The 16268-nt window shown below is 42.1% G+C and carries 11 protein-coding genes, 12 tRNA genes and 3 rRNA genes; 3 read left to right on the top strand and 23 right to left on the bottom strand.

Annotation, left to right across the window (positions count from 1 at the left end; all coding sequences use genetic code 11):
• Positions 1-67 precede the first annotated feature (67 nt).
• Both groL and groES read right to left on the bottom strand, forming a co-directional pair.
• On the bottom strand, positions 68-1702 hold the full coding sequence (groL, locus tag C2I06_RS21220; protein ID WP_047943331.1) for a chaperonin GroEL: 1635 nt from the start codon (positions 1700-1702) through the stop codon (positions 68-70).
• 72 nt (positions 1703-1774) lie between these two features.
• Positions 1775-2059, bottom strand: a complete 285-nt coding sequence (gene groES / locus C2I06_RS21215; RefSeq protein WP_047943330.1) for a co-chaperone GroES — start codon at positions 2057-2059, stop codon at positions 1775-1777.
• A 353-nt stretch (positions 2060-2412) separates the two neighbouring features.
• Here groES and C2I06_RS21210 point away from each other — a divergent pair, with 353 nt between their 5' ends.
• Together C2I06_RS21210 and C2I06_RS21205 are read left to right on the top strand one after the other, a co-directional pair.
• Positions 2413-3147 (top strand): CPBP family intramembrane glutamic endopeptidase, encoded by a 735-nt coding sequence (locus C2I06_RS21210; RefSeq protein ID WP_095332938.1) that lies wholly within the window; start codon positions 2413-2415, stop codon positions 3145-3147.
• 1 nt (position 3148) lies between these two features.
• Positions 3149-3370 carry a YdiK family protein gene (locus tag C2I06_RS21205; protein ID WP_095332936.1) on the top strand — a complete coding sequence of 74 codons (222 nt, stop codon included), beginning with the start codon at positions 3149-3151 and terminating at the stop codon, positions 3368-3370.
• Between the two features lie 168 nt (positions 3371-3538).
• Here the strand turns inward: C2I06_RS21205 and C2I06_RS21200 are convergent, their stop codons facing one another.
• Both C2I06_RS21200 and moaC read right to left on the bottom strand, forming a co-directional pair.
• Entirely contained in the window at positions 3539-4213 is a 675-nt protein-coding gene (locus C2I06_RS21200) for a redox-sensing transcriptional repressor Rex (protein ID WP_095332934.1), read from the bottom strand.
• A gap of 39 nt (positions 4214-4252) precedes the next feature.
• Complete coding sequence (gene moaC, locus C2I06_RS21195) at positions 4253-4738, bottom strand: cyclic pyranopterin monophosphate synthase MoaC (protein ID WP_095332932.1); 486 nt, start codon at positions 4736-4738, stop codon at positions 4253-4255.
• Positions 4739-4877: 139 nt separating this feature from the next.
• On the opposite strand from moaC, the gene C2I06_RS21190 reads away from it, so the two are divergent.
• Positions 4878-6806, top strand: a complete 1929-nt coding sequence (locus C2I06_RS21190; RefSeq protein ID WP_095332930.1) for an ABC-F family ATP-binding cassette domain-containing protein — start codon at positions 4878-4880, stop codon at positions 6804-6806.
• 206 nt (positions 6807-7012) lie between these two features.
• On the opposite strand, the gene tsaD is transcribed toward C2I06_RS21190, so the two are convergent.
• From tsaD to C2I06_RS21095, 19 genes are all read right to left on the bottom strand, one after another.
• On the bottom strand, positions 7013-8041 hold the full coding sequence (tsaD, locus tag C2I06_RS21185) for a tRNA (adenosine(37)-N6)-threonylcarbamoyltransferase complex transferase subunit TsaD (RefSeq protein ID WP_123258792.1): 1029 nt from the start codon (positions 8039-8041) through the stop codon (positions 7013-7015).
• The gene (gene rimI / locus C2I06_RS21180) at positions 8038-8484 is read right to left on the bottom strand and encodes a ribosomal protein S18-alanine N-acetyltransferase (protein ID WP_095332926.1); all 447 of its coding nucleotides are present in this window, start codon (positions 8482-8484) and stop codon (positions 8038-8040) included. Before rimI ends, tsaD begins: the two co-directional genes overlap by 4 nt.
• Positions 8484-9200 carry a tRNA (adenosine(37)-N6)-threonylcarbamoyltransferase complex dimerization subunit type 1 TsaB gene (tsaB, locus tag C2I06_RS21175; protein ID WP_123258791.1) on the bottom strand — a complete coding sequence of 239 codons (717 nt, stop codon included), beginning with the start codon at positions 9198-9200 and terminating at the stop codon, positions 8484-8486. Before tsaB ends, rimI begins: the two co-directional genes overlap by 1 nt.
• Positions 9197-9652, bottom strand: a complete 456-nt coding sequence (tsaE, locus tag C2I06_RS21170) for a tRNA (adenosine(37)-N6)-threonylcarbamoyltransferase complex ATPase subunit type 1 TsaE (RefSeq protein WP_095332924.1) — start codon at positions 9650-9652, stop codon at positions 9197-9199. The genes tsaB and tsaE overlap by 4 nt, the downstream gene beginning before the upstream one ends.
• Before the next feature lie 215 nt (positions 9653-9867).
• Positions 9868-9941: transfer RNA gene (locus C2I06_RS21165), tRNA-Met, on the bottom strand.
• A 19-nt stretch (positions 9942-9960) separates the two neighbouring features.
• A 5S ribosomal RNA gene (gene rrf, locus C2I06_RS21160) occupies positions 9961-10077 on the bottom strand.
• Between the two features lie 90 nt (positions 10078-10167).
• A 23S ribosomal RNA gene (locus C2I06_RS21155) occupies positions 10168-13103 on the bottom strand.
• A gap of 355 nt (positions 13104-13458) precedes the next feature.
• A 16S ribosomal RNA gene (locus tag C2I06_RS21150) occupies positions 13459-15006 on the bottom strand.
• Together the 16S, 23S and 5S rRNA genes with 12 tRNA genes alongside form the textbook arrangement of a ribosomal RNA operon.
• 122 nt (positions 15007-15128) lie before the next feature.
• A tRNA-Gly gene (locus C2I06_RS21145) sits at positions 15129-15202 on the bottom strand.
• Between the two features lie 41 nt (positions 15203-15243).
• Positions 15244-15320, bottom strand: a tRNA-Pro gene (locus C2I06_RS21140).
• Positions 15321-15324: 4 nt separating this feature from the next.
• Positions 15325-15401: transfer RNA gene (locus C2I06_RS21135), tRNA-Arg, on the bottom strand.
• A gap of 64 nt (positions 15402-15465) precedes the next feature.
• Positions 15466-15549: transfer RNA gene (locus C2I06_RS21130), tRNA-Leu, on the bottom strand.
• A 55-nt stretch (positions 15550-15604) separates the two neighbouring features.
• Positions 15605-15689: transfer RNA gene (locus C2I06_RS21125), tRNA-Leu, on the bottom strand.
• A gap of 16 nt (positions 15690-15705) precedes the next feature.
• Positions 15706-15781: transfer RNA gene (locus tag C2I06_RS21120), tRNA-Lys, on the bottom strand.
• Between the two features lies 1 nt (position 15782).
• Positions 15783-15857: transfer RNA gene (locus tag C2I06_RS21115), tRNA-Gln, on the bottom strand.
• A 14-nt stretch (positions 15858-15871) separates the two neighbouring features.
• Positions 15872-15948 (bottom strand) — tRNA-Asp (locus C2I06_RS21110).
• Between the two features lie 22 nt (positions 15949-15970).
• Positions 15971-16042 (bottom strand) — tRNA-Glu (locus C2I06_RS21105).
• Between the two features lie 19 nt (positions 16043-16061).
• Positions 16062-16152: transfer RNA gene (locus tag C2I06_RS21100), tRNA-Ser, on the bottom strand.
• A 7-nt stretch (positions 16153-16159) separates the two neighbouring features.
• Positions 16160-16234, bottom strand: a tRNA-Asn gene (locus C2I06_RS21095).
• Positions 16235-16268: the final 34 nt, after the last annotated feature.

The following is a 16268-nucleotide window of genomic DNA, read 5'->3' as shown; positions in this document are numbered from 1 at the left end:
ATGGAAGTTAGCAATTTAACACTAACTAACCCTCAACCCCTTTAATATCAAGGGATTCAGGCGGTTATTACATCATGCCGCCCATTCCGCCCATGCCACCCATGTCAGGCATTGCAGCACCTTGACCAGCTGGCTCTGGCTTGTCAGCTACGACAGCTTCAGTAGTTAAGAACATTGCAGCTACTGAACCTGCGTTTTGTAATGCAGAACGAGTAACTTTAGTTGGGTCAACGATACCAGCTTCGATCATGTTTACCCATTCGCCGTTAGCAGCGTTGAATCCTGTTCCTACTGGTTCGTTTTTCAATTTTTCAACGATTACGGATCCTTCTAGACCTGCGTTGAATGCGATTTGACGAACTGGTTCTTCGATCGCGCGTAGAACGATATTGATACCAGTTGCTTCGTCACCTTCTGCTTGGATAGCAGCTACTTTATTGTATACGTTTAGAAGTGCTGTACCACCACCTGCTACGATACCTTCTTCCACAGCAGCGCGAGTAGAGTTTAGAGCATCTTCGATACGTAGTTTGCGTTCTTTTAATTCTGTTTCTGTTGCAGCACCAACTTTCACTACTGCTACACCACCAGAAAGTTTTGCAAGACGTTCTTGTAATTTTTCACGGTCAAATTCAGAAGTAGTTTCTTCTAATTGAACACGGATTTGATTTACACGTGCTTGGATATCTTCTGTTGAACCAGCACCTTCTACAATTGTTGTAGTTTCTTTTGTGATTACTACTTTTGCAGCGCGACCTAATGATTCAATAGATGTTGTCTTAAGTTCTAAGCCAAGATCTTCTGTAATTACTTGACCGCCTGTTAAAACAGCGATATCTTCTAGCATTGCTTTACGACGATCACCGAATCCAGGAGCTTTAACAGCTACTGCAGTGAACGTACCGCGAAGTTTGTTTAATACTAATGTAGCATTTGCTTCGCCTTCAACGTCTTCGGCAACGATTAATAATGGTTTACCTTGTTGAACAACTTGCTCTAACACTGGTAAAATTTCTTGAATGTTTGTAATCTTTTTATCTGTAATTAAGATATATGGATTTTCAAGAACAGCTTCCATTTTATCTGAGTCAGTTACCATGTAAGGTGATACATATCCACGGTCGAACTGCATACCTTCTACTACGTCTAGCTCAGTAGTGAAACCTTTTGATTCTTCGATTGTGATAACACCATCGTTACCAACGCGTTCCATTGCTTCAGCAATTAATTGTCCTACTTCTTCATCTGCAGAAGAAATAGCAGCAACTTGTGCAATAGAAGCTTTGCCTTCGATTGGTTTAGAGATAGCTTTTAATTCCTCAATCGCAGTTGAGATTGCTCTGTCCATCCCTTTACGGATACCCATTGGGTTAGCTCCAGCAGTAACGTTTTTAAGTCCTTCACGAATCATTGCTTGTGCTAGAACTGTTGCTGTTGTTGTACCGTCTCCAGCAACATCATTTGTTTTGCTTGCTACTTCTGCAACTAGTTTTGCACCCATGTTTTCAAACGCATCTTCTAATTCGATTTCTTTTGCAATTGTTACACCATCATTTGTAATAAGTGGTGAACCATATTTTTTCTCAAGAACCACGTTGCGTCCTTTTGGTCCAAGCGTTACTTTAACAGCGTCTGCTAGAGCGTCTACCCCACGCAGCATTGCACGGCGAGCTTCTTCACTAAATTTAATATCTTTAGCCATTTTGAAAAACCTCCTCAAGTATTGTTATCTCATGTATTTTTATAATCAGTAATCTCTTATGTTAAAATAAAATTAGCCAATAATAGCTAAAATGTCGCTTTCGCGAAGGATTAAGTATTCTTTCCCTTCGTACTTCACTTCAGTACCAGAGTATTTTGAGAAGATAATGCGGTCATCAACAGATACTTCAAGCGCAGCACGTTCTCCGTTGTCTAGTACACGACCAGTTCCTACAGCTACTACTTTACCTTCTTGAGGCTTTTCTTTAGCAGAGTCTGGTAATACGATACCACTTGCAGTTTTTTCTTCTGTTTCAACAAGCTCAATAATAATGCGATCTCCTAATGGCTTTAACAAGTGAAACAACCTCCTCAAATTATATACAAATTTTTATTATTAGCACTCAATCACAATGAGTGCTAACACAATTATTATATTAATTAATCTTTTCTCAGAATGCAAGAGACAAGACTTATTTTTTTGTAAATTTTTTTCTAGTTGCTTTTGCCCTTACAAAGTATATACCTTTACGCCTTAAATATTCATTCTTTCTATTATTTTAGTTGCTACTATTTGAAACAAAGCACTCCTTATTAGTAGAATAGAAAGTATGATTGTCTGTTATCTTCAATATAATAAGACAGATTAGGTTAGATATAATTCCTTTGTCACAAACTTTTAAACCATCATTATTTAAAGGAGCTTTTATTTTGAAAAAAGAATATTGGATTATCATCATAGCTTACATTGCCATGCAGCTCTCTACTTTTGTTGGAGTTCCTGTTATTCTCTTTATCGCTGGTTTGCTTGGATATAACCCAGCATCTAAAGCGATTCAATTTCAATCTAACATTATTTGGTTGATATTTAGTTTTGTCGTTACCCTTATAATCTGTCTTTTTCTGTTAAGAAAAGAAATGAGAAATCCAATGCGCTCCGATATGATGAATATTCCTTCTTCTATCGGCTGGGCAATTGGGGGGATTTTTCTATCTTTATTTGCACAAACCTTTGCAGGCATAATCGAACGACTATTAGGCATAGAAGCTGGATCGGAAAACACAGAGCAAATCATGCAACTTATTAATGCTGCACCTCTTGTCATTATCGTAGTAAGTGTGATTGGACCCATTCTCGAGGAAATAGTGTTTCGTAAAATTATTTTCGGCTCCCTATATAAGCGGTTCGGATTTTTTATCTCTGCACTAATTAGTTCCCTTATCTTTGCGGTTGCTCATAGAGATTTCACCCATATTCTACTATATGCAAGCATGGGATTTACATTTGCTTTCCTATATGTGAGGACCAAAAGAATCCTTGTGCCGATCTTCGCTCATGTCGCAATGAATTCGTTCGTAGTTATCATGCAATTAAACTATGATAGAATTATCGAATGGCAGGAAAAGTACTCAGGCGTCACACACTTTATTGGAGGATTTTTATAAAATGAGAAGATCACCGCTATTTTCAGGAATTATATATATTATATTTGGAGCTTTCTTTATATACTTTGCAGTACATGATTTACAACGAAACCAAGAATGGGGATTCTATACATATTTACTAGTCATCCTCGCAACCTTTGATATCGGTTCAGGAATTAAGCTAATCAATTTTCACTTTTTCCTGAAAAAAAACCAACGCGATACTAAAAAACCAAAACAATAATCGAAAGGCAATTTACAGGAGATGAGCAAACGAAGATTACCCTTAATAGAGCTGATTAGAGTAGAAGTCCGTTGACTTCTATTGGAAATCAACGAGTACAATTTTCTTTAAAAAAATGCGTGTATAAGAATGTAGTTCCCTATACACTCTTATACACGCATTTCCTTTTTATTCTTCCGTTTCCTCAACCTCTACTTCCGCATCCGGAGTAGGATAATGTTTTAAGAAATAAACAAGAGATTGCAGCTCTACTGCTAAGTCAATATGATGAACTCGTACATTTGATGGCACATTTAGACGAGCAGGAGTAAAGTTCAATATTCCTTTAATATTACTTTCCACTAAACGATCAGTAATTACCTGAGCAGCACTTGCAGGAACCGTTAATATCGCCACTTCTACTCCATTTTCTTGTAGAACTTTCTCTAGATCATCCATATGATGAATCGGCACATCGTTCACTAAAGTGCCAATCTTTTCTTCTATCACATCGAATCCCACTTCTATTTTTGTGTTATTATTTTTTAAGAAGTTATATTTTAAAAAGGCAACCCCAAGATTACCAACACCAATTAAAGCAACCTTTGTTAGTTCATCTTGATCTAATGTTTTACGGAAAAATGACAATAAATAGTTTACATTATAACCATATCCCTTTTTTCCAAGAGCACCAAAATAAGAAAAATCCCGTCTTATTGTAGCAGAATCAACCTTTACTGCTTCACTTAATTCAGCGGAAGACACTCTCTGCTTTCCCGATGAATGTAAGTTTTTTAAAAAACGATAATATAATGGTAACCGCTTCGCTGTTGCCTGCGGTATCTTCATTACCTCATTATGCATACTTATCCCCTACCTATATTTAAAAATTAGCAGTTATTTCTACTGCTCTCTTTTGTAATTGCCGCTTTTTCCACCTGATTTCTCAACTAAATAGGTGTGCCCAATTACCATCCCTTTATCCATGCTTTTACACATATCATAAATAGTTAACGCTGTAACAGAAGCAGCAGTTAAGGCTTCCATTTCCACACCCGTACTCCCAACTGTCTTTACCGTTGCTGAAATAATTAGGTGGAAAAATCCTGCCTCTTCTTCCCATCGAAACGATATATCGACACCCTTCAACATAATTGGGTGACACATAGGGATAATATCAGCCGTTTTCTTAGCAGCCATAATTCCTGCCACTTGCCCAACAGCTAAGACATCCCCTTTTTTGATTTCTAAATTTGTGATTTTCTGATAGATTTCTTCCCTTACTTTAATGCTAGATTGAGCAGTAGCTATGCGAACGGTTTCACTTTTTTCTGAGATATCAACCATTTTTGCACGGCCCTCATGATTAAAATGTGTAAACTCCCCCATAATAACACCTCTAAGCAAAATGATACACTATTTTAAAGAGAATGTGTATTTATTATCACTTTTTTCCCATTTCACCTTTATTGCAGTATAACGTATTTTTAGGTTACACTTATGGTACATAATCCCCTGAGGTGAAGAAATGATACTATTACAAGTAAATCAGCTAACCAAACACTTTGGAGCTGAACTTATCTTATCAAATATAAAATTAGAAGTACAAGCAAGAGATAGAATCGCTCTCGTGGGAAGAAATGGTGCCGGGAAGTCTACCTTATTAAAAATAATTGCAGGACAACTGTCTTATGACTCTGGTGAAATCATAAAACCGAAAAATGTCGAAATAGGCTATCTCGCCCAAAATACAGGGCTTGAATCAAATCTTTCCATTTGGGATGAGATGTTAACTGTATTCCACGAACTTCAAATTAAAGAGAAGCATTTAAGAAAACTGGAACAACAGATGTCGGATCCTGGCACTATCGAGAACCCAGATGCTTTTGAGAAAATTTTAAAAGAATATGACAATCTGCAATACGAATTTAAGGAAAGTGGCGGCTATCAATACGAAGCAGATATTCGTTCCGTTTTACACGGACTTAACTTTAATACATTCGATTACAGCACTAAAATTTCCTCTTTAAGTGGTGGGCAGAAAACAAGACTGGCATTAGCTAAACTACTGCTTACGACACCAGATATTTTAATTCTAGATGAGCCGACTAACCATTTAGATATTGAAACACTTTCCTGGTTAGAGCAATACTTGCAAGGCTATAAAGGAGCCGTCTTAATCGTTTCCCATGACCGTTACTTCCTTGACAAAGTAGTAACACAAGTCTATGAAATATCCAGACATCATATTCAAAAGTTTCTCGGTAACTATAGCGGTTATCTTGAGCAAAAAGCAGAAAATTATGAGCGTGAAATGAAACTTTATGAAAAGCAGCAAGATGAAATTGCCAAACTAGAAACATTTATTCAAAAAAACTTAGCACGTGCATCTACTACCAAAAGAGCACAAAGCCGTAGAAAGACATTGGATAAAATGGAACGGATGGATCGTCCAGACGGAAATGAAAAATCAGCTTCTTTTGGGTTTGAAATTACAAAACAAACAGGAAATGATGTTTTAAAAATGGATGATCTTTCTATTGGTTATAAAGATAATACTGTCTCCAAACACATATCCTTCCAAATAAAACGAGGAGATAGCGTGGCATTAGTCGGACCAAATGGTGTTGGTAAATCTACTTTATTAAAGACAATTATTGAAAAGCTGCCAAAGCATGCTGGCTCCATTTCACTTGGATCAAATGTCATGCTCGGCTACTATGATCAAGAACAAGCAGAATTGACATCAAACAAACGCGTATTAAATGAATTATGGGATGACTTCCCACTAACTCCTGAAAAAGATATCCGAACAGTGCTTGGTAACTTCTTATTCTCTGGTGATGATGTTTTAAAAACAGTTAACTCATTAAGCGGCGGGGAAAAAGCGCGTTTAGCATTATCTAAATTAATGATGGAAAAACCCAATGTATTAATTTTGGACGAGCCAACTAACCATTTAGATTTAGATAGTAAAGAAGTACTGGAGAATGCTCTAATTGATTATCCGGGCACCATTTTATTTGTTTCACATGATCGTTATTTTATAAATAGAATCGCAACAAAAGTGATTGAATTAAGTGCAGAAGGATCTACAGAATTTCTAGGTGACTACGACTATTATGTGGAAAAAAAATTAGAACAAGCAGAGATTAAAGCATTGGAAGCAACGGCTTCTATTCAGGTTGAACGTGACAATGGTACAGAAGAAAAGACATCTTACCAGATGGATAAGGAAGCAAAAAAGCTAGAAAGACAAAGAATAAGAAGAATTGAAGAAATTGAAACAACGATCGAAGAACTAGAATTAAAAGTATCAGAACAGGAAACTCTCCTATGTGAACCTGAAATCTTTCAGAATCATGCTAAGGTTTTAGAGTTAAATAACAGCCTTGAACAGTTAAAAGGTCAAATTGATCGTTTAATGGATGAATGGACCGAATTGTCAGATAAGTAAAAAGTACTGGGTATACCAATACCCAGTACTTTTTTTCCACATTATTATCCACATATTAAAGAGTTATTATATAAGCTTTCCACATATTTACCCACATTATCCACAAAACGATAATAAGTTATACACAATATCCACATAATATGTATATAACATCATATTTATTCACAATTATTCTTTTCTATGCATTTAAGTAAAAAGACTTATTCCTACTCGTTGTGGATAGTTATATCTAATCCTGGATTTCCGTTTAAATCCAGGTGTGCTCGCTGTCCTTTTTCGAAGAAAACTGTGCCAGCTGCTGCTATCATTGCTGCATTATCTGTACATAAAGATAATGGAGGAATGGTTAACTTAACTGAATCTAACTGTTTAAATTTCTCGGCAAGTACTGTTCTTAAACCCTTGTTAGCAGCAACACCGCCCGCTAATACAACTTGTTTTACCTTGTATTCCTTTGCTGCTTCCAAAGTCTTTGAAACTAATACATCCACTACACTTTCCTGAAAACTAGCAGCCAAGTCCTCTGGTCTAATAACTTCACCACGTTGTTCAGCGTTATGCACAGTGTTGATAACTGCTGATTTTAATCCACTGAAACTAAAATCATACGTACCTTCTATCCATGCTCTTGGAAGCTTAACAGCTTTTGGGTTTCCTTCTCCTGCTAATCGATCAATATGAGGTCCACCTGGATAAGGAAGCTGGAGCGTCCTTGCAACTTTATCATATGCTTCGCCAGCCGCATCATCCCTTGTTTCTCCAATAACCTCAAAATGGCCATGCTCTTTCATTAACACTAATTCGGTATGTCCACCAGAAACCACAAGCGCTAATAAAGGAAATTCTAAGTTATCCACAAGTCGATTAGCATATATATGTCCTGCAATATGATGTACACCAACTAAGGGGATATCATGTGCAAAACTTATTGCTTTAGCTGCATTTACCCCTATTAAAAGAGCACCTACTAAACCAGGACCTTCTGTTACAGCAATAGCATCAATATCCTCATAGCTTATCTCTGCTTTTGAGAGGGCCTCTTCAATCACAATCGTAATTTGCTCCACATGATGTCTCGAAGCAATTTCTGGAACTACTCCGCCAAATCGTTTATGACTTTCTATTTGAGAAGAAACAATATTAGAAAGGATTTCTGTTCCGTTTTTTACAATAGAAACAGCCGTTTCATCACAGCTTGTTTCCATGCCCATTATTATTACATTATTATTCTTCATAATTTCACCCACATTACTAAAGCATCTTCTTGATTATCTGTATAATACTTCTTTCTGATTGCTCCATTTTGAAATCCAAGTTTTCTATATAAATTTTGTGCTACTTCATTAGTTACACGAACTTCTAGTGTCATAGTAGTTGCACCAAGCTTTCTTGCTTCTTCCATAATCTTTGTAAGCAGCATTTCACCAAGTTTTTTCCCTCTGAAATCAGGCAGAATAGCGATATTTGTAATATGTGCTTCATCTACAACAATCCATACACCACAATATCCAACAAGCCCGTCTTCATATTGGATGACAATATATTTTGCAAACCGATTTTGGGTCAGCTCATTATAAAAAGCCTCTTTGCTCCATGGAGTACTAAAAGAAATCGTTTCGATTTTAAAAACATTATCGATATCCGCGACTGTCATATTGCGAAATTCAAACGTTGACATTATCCCCTGTCTTCCTTTTTCTCTATTTTATTTGCCTTCAACCAATTGGCCTCTGCTTCTGCTAAGCGAATATAATTAGGGGTAAACGTATGTATCGCTTCTCCCTCTCTAGCTTCTCCTAACATTGCAAGGATAGACGGTCTAGGATTAAAGTCCACAGCATCGGTTAACTGAGCAAACTCTCCTAATCCTTCTATTAAGATATCTTGGTGTATAGGTAAGTCATTTCCTACAAACAATATTCGCTGTTTTAATGGGACAAGTTCCTCTATCCAATCAGTTGAAAGGATTAACTGATCATTTTTTACGATCTCAATATCATTTCTGCTAAATTGATAAAGTCCTGTGTAAATCTGTCCTCTTCTTGCATCAAATAAGGGAGAAACATATCCATCAAAGTATCTTCCCACAGATGCAGCAAGCACTTCTAAACTAGAAACACCCACAAGTGGGATGTTCAATGTCCAAGCCAGTGTTTTCGCAATGGTAACACCAATACGCACTCCTGTATAAGATCCTGGACCTTTTGCTACCACGATTTTAGAAAGATCCTTTGGTTTAATATCACAGTCCTTCATTAACTGTTCAATTGCTGGCATTGCTCTAATCGAATGATTCTTTTTTAGGTTTGTAATATACTCCCCGATTACCTTCCCATTCTCATATAAGGCAACCCCTAAAACAAAATTTGATGTATCTATTGCTAATATCTTCATGAAAATAACTCCTTACATAATTGCATATAACGGGAGCCCTTAGGTGATAAGACAATTTTTCTTCCCGATGTATTATCATAATATAAGTTAATCTGCAGATAATCCACTGGTAGCTGCTCCTCAATCAAATGGGCCCATTCCACTACTGTAACGCCTGCTCCTTCAAAGTACTCATCAAATCCTAAATCCTCATCGCTATCCTTTAAACGATAAACATCCATATGATACAATGGTAATTTCCCTTGATACTCTTTAATTATTGTAAAGGTGGGACTATTAACTGTTTTAGTTATCCCTAATCCTTTCGCTATTCCCTTTGTAAAAGTTGTTTTGCCAGCTCCTAAATCACCTTCTAAAGTGATTACATCTCCTGCTTGTAAAAGCCATGCAATCCGCTCCGCAAAACCAATTGTTTCTTCCGCATTATCTGCCTTCCATTCAAAGTTATTCATAAATTACTCCTAATACAAATTTAATAATGGTATTATCTTTTATTATACTCAATTACCCACTGAGTCTAAAGCTAGTCTTTTGTTTTTTGAGGGAAACCTTCTGATCTTGCTTCTTTATTTTTAATTTAGTTATCCACAGTCTCTCCATTAAAAAAAATCCTAGACGAACAAAAAAAATCCTTAGGTTTTATTCCTAAGGATTTTTCATTGTTTGATTGCGGGGACAGGATTTGAACCTGCGACCTTCGGGTTATGAGCCCGACGAGCTACCAGACTGCTCCACCCCGCGACGATATAAAATAATAAAAGCCTGGCGACGTCCTACTCTCACAGGGGGAGAACCCCCAACTACCATCGGCGCTGAGAAGCTTAACTTCCGTGTTCGGTATGGGAACGGGTGTGACCTTCTCGCTATCGCCACCAGACTATTTAATTTTTGAGGTTATTCCCTCAAAACTAGATTATGAAGTAAAAGAAAGAACAAGTAATCTTTCTTAGCTTACGCTAAGATTATTTTAGTTAAGTCCTCGATCTATTAGTATCAGTCAGCTCCACATGTCGCCACGCTTCCACCTCTGACCTATCAACCTGATCATCTTTCAGGGATCTTACTAGCTTACGCTATGGGAAATCTCATCTTGAGGGGGGCTTCATGCTTAGATGCTTTCAGCACTTATCCCTTCCGCACATAGCTACCCAGCGATGCCTTTGGCAAGACAACTGGTACACCAGCGGTGCGTCCATCCCGGTCCTCTCGTACTAAGGACAGCTCCTCTCAAATTTCCTACGCCCACGACGGATAGGGACCGAACTGTCTCACGACGTTCTGAACCCAGCTCGCGTACCGCTTTAATGGGCGAACAGCCCAACCCTTGGGACCGACTACAGCCCCAGGATGCGATGAGCCGACATCGAGGTGCCAAACCTCCCCGTCGATGTGGACTCTTGGGGGAGATAAGCCTGTTATCCCCGGGGTAGCTTTTATCCGTTAAGCGATGGCCCTTCCATGCGGAACCACCGGATCACTAAGCCCGACTTTCGTCCCTGCTCGACTTGTAGGTCTCGCAGTCAAGCTCCCTTGTGCCTTTACACTCTACGAATGATTTCCAACCATTCTGAGGGAACCTTTGGGCGCCTCCGTTACTTTTTAGGAGGCGACCGCCCCAGTCAAACTGCCCACCTGACACTGTCTCCCACCCCGATCAGGGGTGCGGGTTAGAATGTCAATACAGCCAGGGTAGTATCCCACCAATGCCTCCACCGAAGCTAGCGCTCCGGCTTCCAAGGCTCCTACCTATCCTGTACAAGCTGTACCAAAATTCAATATCAGGCTGCAGTAAAGCTCCACGGGGTCTTTCCGTCCTGTCGCGGGTAACCTGCATCTTCACAGGTACTATAATTTCACCGAGTCTCTCGTTGAGACAGTGCCCAGATCGTTACACCTTTCGTGCGGGTCGGAACTTACCCGACAAGGAATTTCGCTACCTTAGGACCGTTATAGTTACGGCCGCCGTTTACTGGGGCTTCAATTCAGAGCTTCGCACTAACGTGCTAACCCCTCCTCTTAACCTTCCAGCACCGGGCAGGTGTCAGCCCCTATACTTCGCCTTGCGGCTTCGCAGAGACCTGTGTTTTTGCTAAACAGTCGCCTGGGCCTATTCACTGCGGCTCTCGCAGGCTTGCACCCGCAAGAGCACCCCTTCTCCCGAAGTTACGGGGTCATTTTGCCGAGTTCCTTAACGAGAGTTCTCTCGCTCACCTTAGGATTCTCTCCTCGCCTACCTGTGTCGGTTTGCGGTACGGGCACCCTAAATCTCGCTAGAGGCTTTTCTTGGCAGTGTGGAATCAGGAACTTCGGTACTATATTTCCCTCGCCGTCACAGCTCCGCTTATGTGGTAATGGGATTTGCCTCATTACCAGCCTAACTGCTTGGACGTGCTAATCCAACAGCACGCTTACCCTATCCTCCTGCGTCCCCCCATTGCTCAAACGATTTAAAGGTGGTACAGGAATATCAACCTGTTATCCATCGCCTACGCTTTTCAGCCTCGGCTTAGGTCCCGACTAACCCTGAGCGGACGAGCCTTCCTCAGGAAACCTTAGGCATTCGGTGGATGAGATTCTCACTCATCTTTCGCTACTCATACCGGCATTCTCACTTCTAAGCGCTCCACCAGTCCTTACGGTCTAGCTTCAACGCCCTTAGAACGCTCTCCTACCACTGACATCATAGATGTCAATCCACAGCTTCGGTGATACGTTTAGCCCCGGTACATTTTCGGCGCAGAGTCACTCGACCAGTGAGCTATTACGCACTCTTTAAATGGTGGCTGCTTCTAAGCCAACATCCTGGTTGTCTAAGCAACTCCACATCCTTTTCCACTTAACGTATACTTTGGGACCTTAGCTGGTGGTCTGGGCTGTTTCCCTCTTGACCACGGATCTTATCACTCGTAGTCTGACTCCCAAGAATAAGTATTTGGCATTCGGAGTTTGTCTGAATTCGGTAACCCGATGGGGGCCCCTAGTCCAAACAGTGCTCTACCTCCAATACTCTAAATCTTGAGGCTAGCCCTAAAGCTATTTCGGAGAGAACCAGCTATCTCCAAGTTCGATTGGAATTTCTCCGCTACCCACACCTCATCCCCGCACTTTTCAACGTGCGTGGGTTCGGGCCTCCATCCAGTGTTACCTGGACTTCACCCTGGACATGGGTAGATCACCTGGTTTCGGGTCTACAACCACATACTATTTCGCCCTATTCAGACTCGCTTTCGCTGCGGCTCCGTCTCTTCAACTTAACCTCGCATGTAATCGTAACTCGCCGGTTCATTCTACAAAAGGCACGCTATCACCCATAAAAGGGCTCTAACTACTTGTAGGCACACGGTTTCAGGATCTATTTCACTCCCCTTCCGGGGTGCTTTTCACCTTTCCCTCACGGTACTGGTTCACTATCGGTCACTAGGGAGTATTTAGCCTTGGGAGATGGTCCTCCCTGCTTCCGACGGGATTTCTCGTGTCCCGCCGTACTCAGGATACACTCAAGAGGGAACGAAGTTTCGACTACAGGGTTTTTACCTTCTACGACTGACCTTTCCAGATCGATTCGTCTACCCCGTTCCTTTGTAACTCCATATAGAGTGTCCTACAACCCCAAGAGGCAAGCCTCTTGGTTTGGGCTAATCCCGTTTCGCTCGCCGCTACTCAGGGAATCGCGTTTGCTTTCTCTTCCTCCGGGTACTTAGATGTTTCAGTTCCCCGGGTCTGCCTTCAGTACCCTATGTATTCAGGTAAAGATTCTATCCCATTACGGATAGAGGGTTTCCCCATTCGGAAATCTCTGGATCAAAGCTTACTTACAGCTCCCCAAAGCATATCGGTGTTAATCCCGTCCTTCATCGGCTCCTAGTGCCAAGGCATCCACCGTGCGCCCTTTCTAACTTAACTTAGTTTCGACCAAAGATAAGCGGTGTATCTCTTCGTCAGCTTCCTCACTCTGCTCCTCACGTACTGTCGTACGCTCTGGTGCTCGTTCGGTCGCTTCCTTGACCTACTTGCTTCTCTTTGCTCTCCAATCTTTGAAGGAGTATTCGTTTAATACGACTACTTTCCAAAGAAGTAATTCTCTAAAATAGAGAATCTAAGATGGCGATTACTCGGTTTCTTTCTTGGTTCTTACATAATCTAGTTTTCAAGGAACAATCAGGCTTATTAAGCCTTTCATTTTGAGGAATTGCTCCCTCAAAACTGAACAACAAATCGTCAACAATCTTTGATGGAATGTAAATTCCATTTTCCTTAGAAAGGAGGTGATCCAGCCGCACCTTCCGATACGGCTACCTTGTTACGACTTCACCCCAATCATCTATCCCACCTTAGGCGGCTGGCTCCAAAAGGTTACCCCACCGACTTCGGGTGTTACAAACTCTCGTGGTGTGACGGGCGGTGTGTACAAGGCCCGGGAACGTATTCACCGCGGCATGCTGATCCGCGATTACTAGCGATTCCAGCTTCATGTAGGCGAGTTGCAGCCTACAATCCGAACTGAGAATGGTTTTATGGGATTTGCTCGACCTCGCGGTTTTGCTGCCCTTTGTACCATCCATTGTAGCACGTGTGTAGCCCAGGTCATAAGGGGCATGATGATTTGACGTCATCCCCACCTTCCTCCGGTTTGTCACCGGCAGTCACCTTAGAGTGCCCAACTGAATGCTGGCAACTAAGATCAAGGGTTGCGCTCGTTGCGGGACTTAACCCAACATCTCACGACACGAGCTGACGACAACCATGCACCACCTGTCACTCTGTCCCCCGAAGGGGAACGTCCTATCTCTAGGAGTGTCAGAGGATGTCAAGACCTGGTAAGGTTCTTCGCGTTGCTTCGAATTAAACCACATGCTCCACCGCTTGTGCGGGCCCCCGTCAATTCCTTTGAGTTTCAGCCTTGCGGCCGTACTCCCCAGGCGGAGTGCTTAATGCGTTTGCTGCAGCACTAAAGGGCGGAAACCCTCTAACACTTAGCACTCATCGTTTACGGCGTGGACTACCAGGGTATCTAATCCTGTTTGCTCCCCACGCTTTCGCGCCTCAGCGTCAGTTACAGACCAAAGAGTCGCCTTCGCCACTGGTGTTCCTCCACATCTCTACGCATTTCACCGCTACACGTGGAATTCCACTCTTCTCTTCTGCACTCAAGTCCCCCAGTTTCCAATGACCCTCCACGGTTGAGCCGTGGGCTTTCACATCAGACTTAAAGGACCGCCTGCGCGCGCTTTACGCCCAATAATTCCGGACAACGCTTGCCACCTACGTATTACCGCGGCTGCTGGCACGTAGTTAGCCGTGGCTTTCTGGTTAGGTACCGTCAAGGTACAAGCAGTTACTCTTGTACTTGTTCTTCCCTAACAACAGAGTTTTACGATCCGAAAACCTTCATCACTCACGCGGCGTTGCTCCGTCAGACTTTCGTCCATTGCGGAAGATTCCCTACTGCTGCCTCCCGTAGGAGTCTGGGCCGTGTCTCAGTCCCAGTGTGGCCGATCACCCTCTCAGGTCGGCTACGCATCGTTGCCTTGGTGAGCCGTTACCTCACCAACTAGCTAATGCGCCGCGGGCCCATCTGTAAGTGACAGCGTAAACCGTCTTTCAGCTTTTCCTCATGAGAGAAAAAGGATTATCCGGTATTAGCTCCGGTTTCCCGAAGTTATCCCAGTCTTACAGGCAGGTTGCCCACGTGTTACTCACCCGTCCGCCGCTAACTTTAAAAGCAAGCTTTTAAAGTCCGCTCGACTTGCATGTATTAGGCACGCCGCCAGCGTTCGTCCTGAGCCAGGATCAAACTCTCCAATAAAGAGTTGATTAGCTCATTGCTAAACTCTAGCTTTTTGTTACTTTTTTGTTTTATAACGCTAGTTATAAAACGATTATTGTTGACGTTTGTTTGTTCAGTTTTCAAAGAGCAATAAAATAAAATGGAGCGGGTGATGGGAATCGAACCCACGACATCAGCTTGGAAGGCTGAGGTTTTACCATTAAACTACACCCGCATAATAAGAGTGATATTCTTTTTTTACTTGACGAACATTCATGGTCGGGAAGACAGGATTCGAACCTGCGACCCCTTGGTCCCAAACCAAGTGCTCTACCAAGCTGAGCTACTTCCCGAATATGGCGCGCCCGAAAGGAGTCGAACCCATAACCTTCTGATCCGTAGTCAGACGCTCTATCCAATTGAGCTACGGGCGCATATTTCCGAAAGCGACTTTATAATCATACAATATTTTTTATCGGCTGTCAACACTTTTTTTGATGCGGCCGAGAGGACTTGAACCTCCACGGGGTTAACCCCCACTAGGCCCTCAACCTAGCGCGTCTGCCATTCCGCCACGACCGCACTATAAGAGATGATCCATTGTACATTCATAAATCTGTTTCGTTCATTAATTAGATGGTGCGGGTGAAGGGAGTCGAACCCCCACGCCTTGCGGCGCTAGATCCTAAGTCTAGTGCGTCTGCCAATTCCGCCACACCCGCTTGTTCTAATATATAATGGTGAGCCATGGAGGATTCGAACCTCCGACCCTCTGATTAAAAGTCAGATGCTCTACCGACTGAGCTAATGGCTCTTGGCTGGGCTAGCTGGATTCGAACCAACGAATGACGGAGTCAAAGTCCGTTGCCTTACCGCTTGGCTATAGCCCAATATTAAATATAAATGGCGGTCCGGACGGGACTCGAACCCGCGACCTCCTGCGTGACAGGCAGGCATTCTAACCAACTGAACTACCGGACCAAACTTTTTATAAAATAACAAATGACCCGTACGGGATTCGAACCCGTGTTACCGCCGTGAAAGGGCGGTGTCTTAACCGCTTGACCAACGGGCCATAATACCAAATCGCTTTCTGGCGGAGAAGGAGGGATTTGAACCCTCGCGCCGCTTACGCGACCTACACCCTTAGCAGGGGCGCCTCTTCAGCCTCTTGAGTACTTCCCCAAAAAAATGGCTCCGCAGGTAGGACTCGAACCTACGACCGTTCGGTTAACAGCCGAATGCTCTACCACTGAGCTACTGCGGAATAATTTCTATCGACGTATTTGTTGTCAAACGAA

Source organism: Niallia circulans (assembly GCF_003726095.1).
Taxonomy (GTDB): domain Bacteria; phylum Bacillota; class Bacilli; order Bacillales; family Cytobacillaceae; genus Niallia; species Niallia circulans_A.
This window is presented reverse-complemented; position numbering and strand designations above follow the sequence as displayed.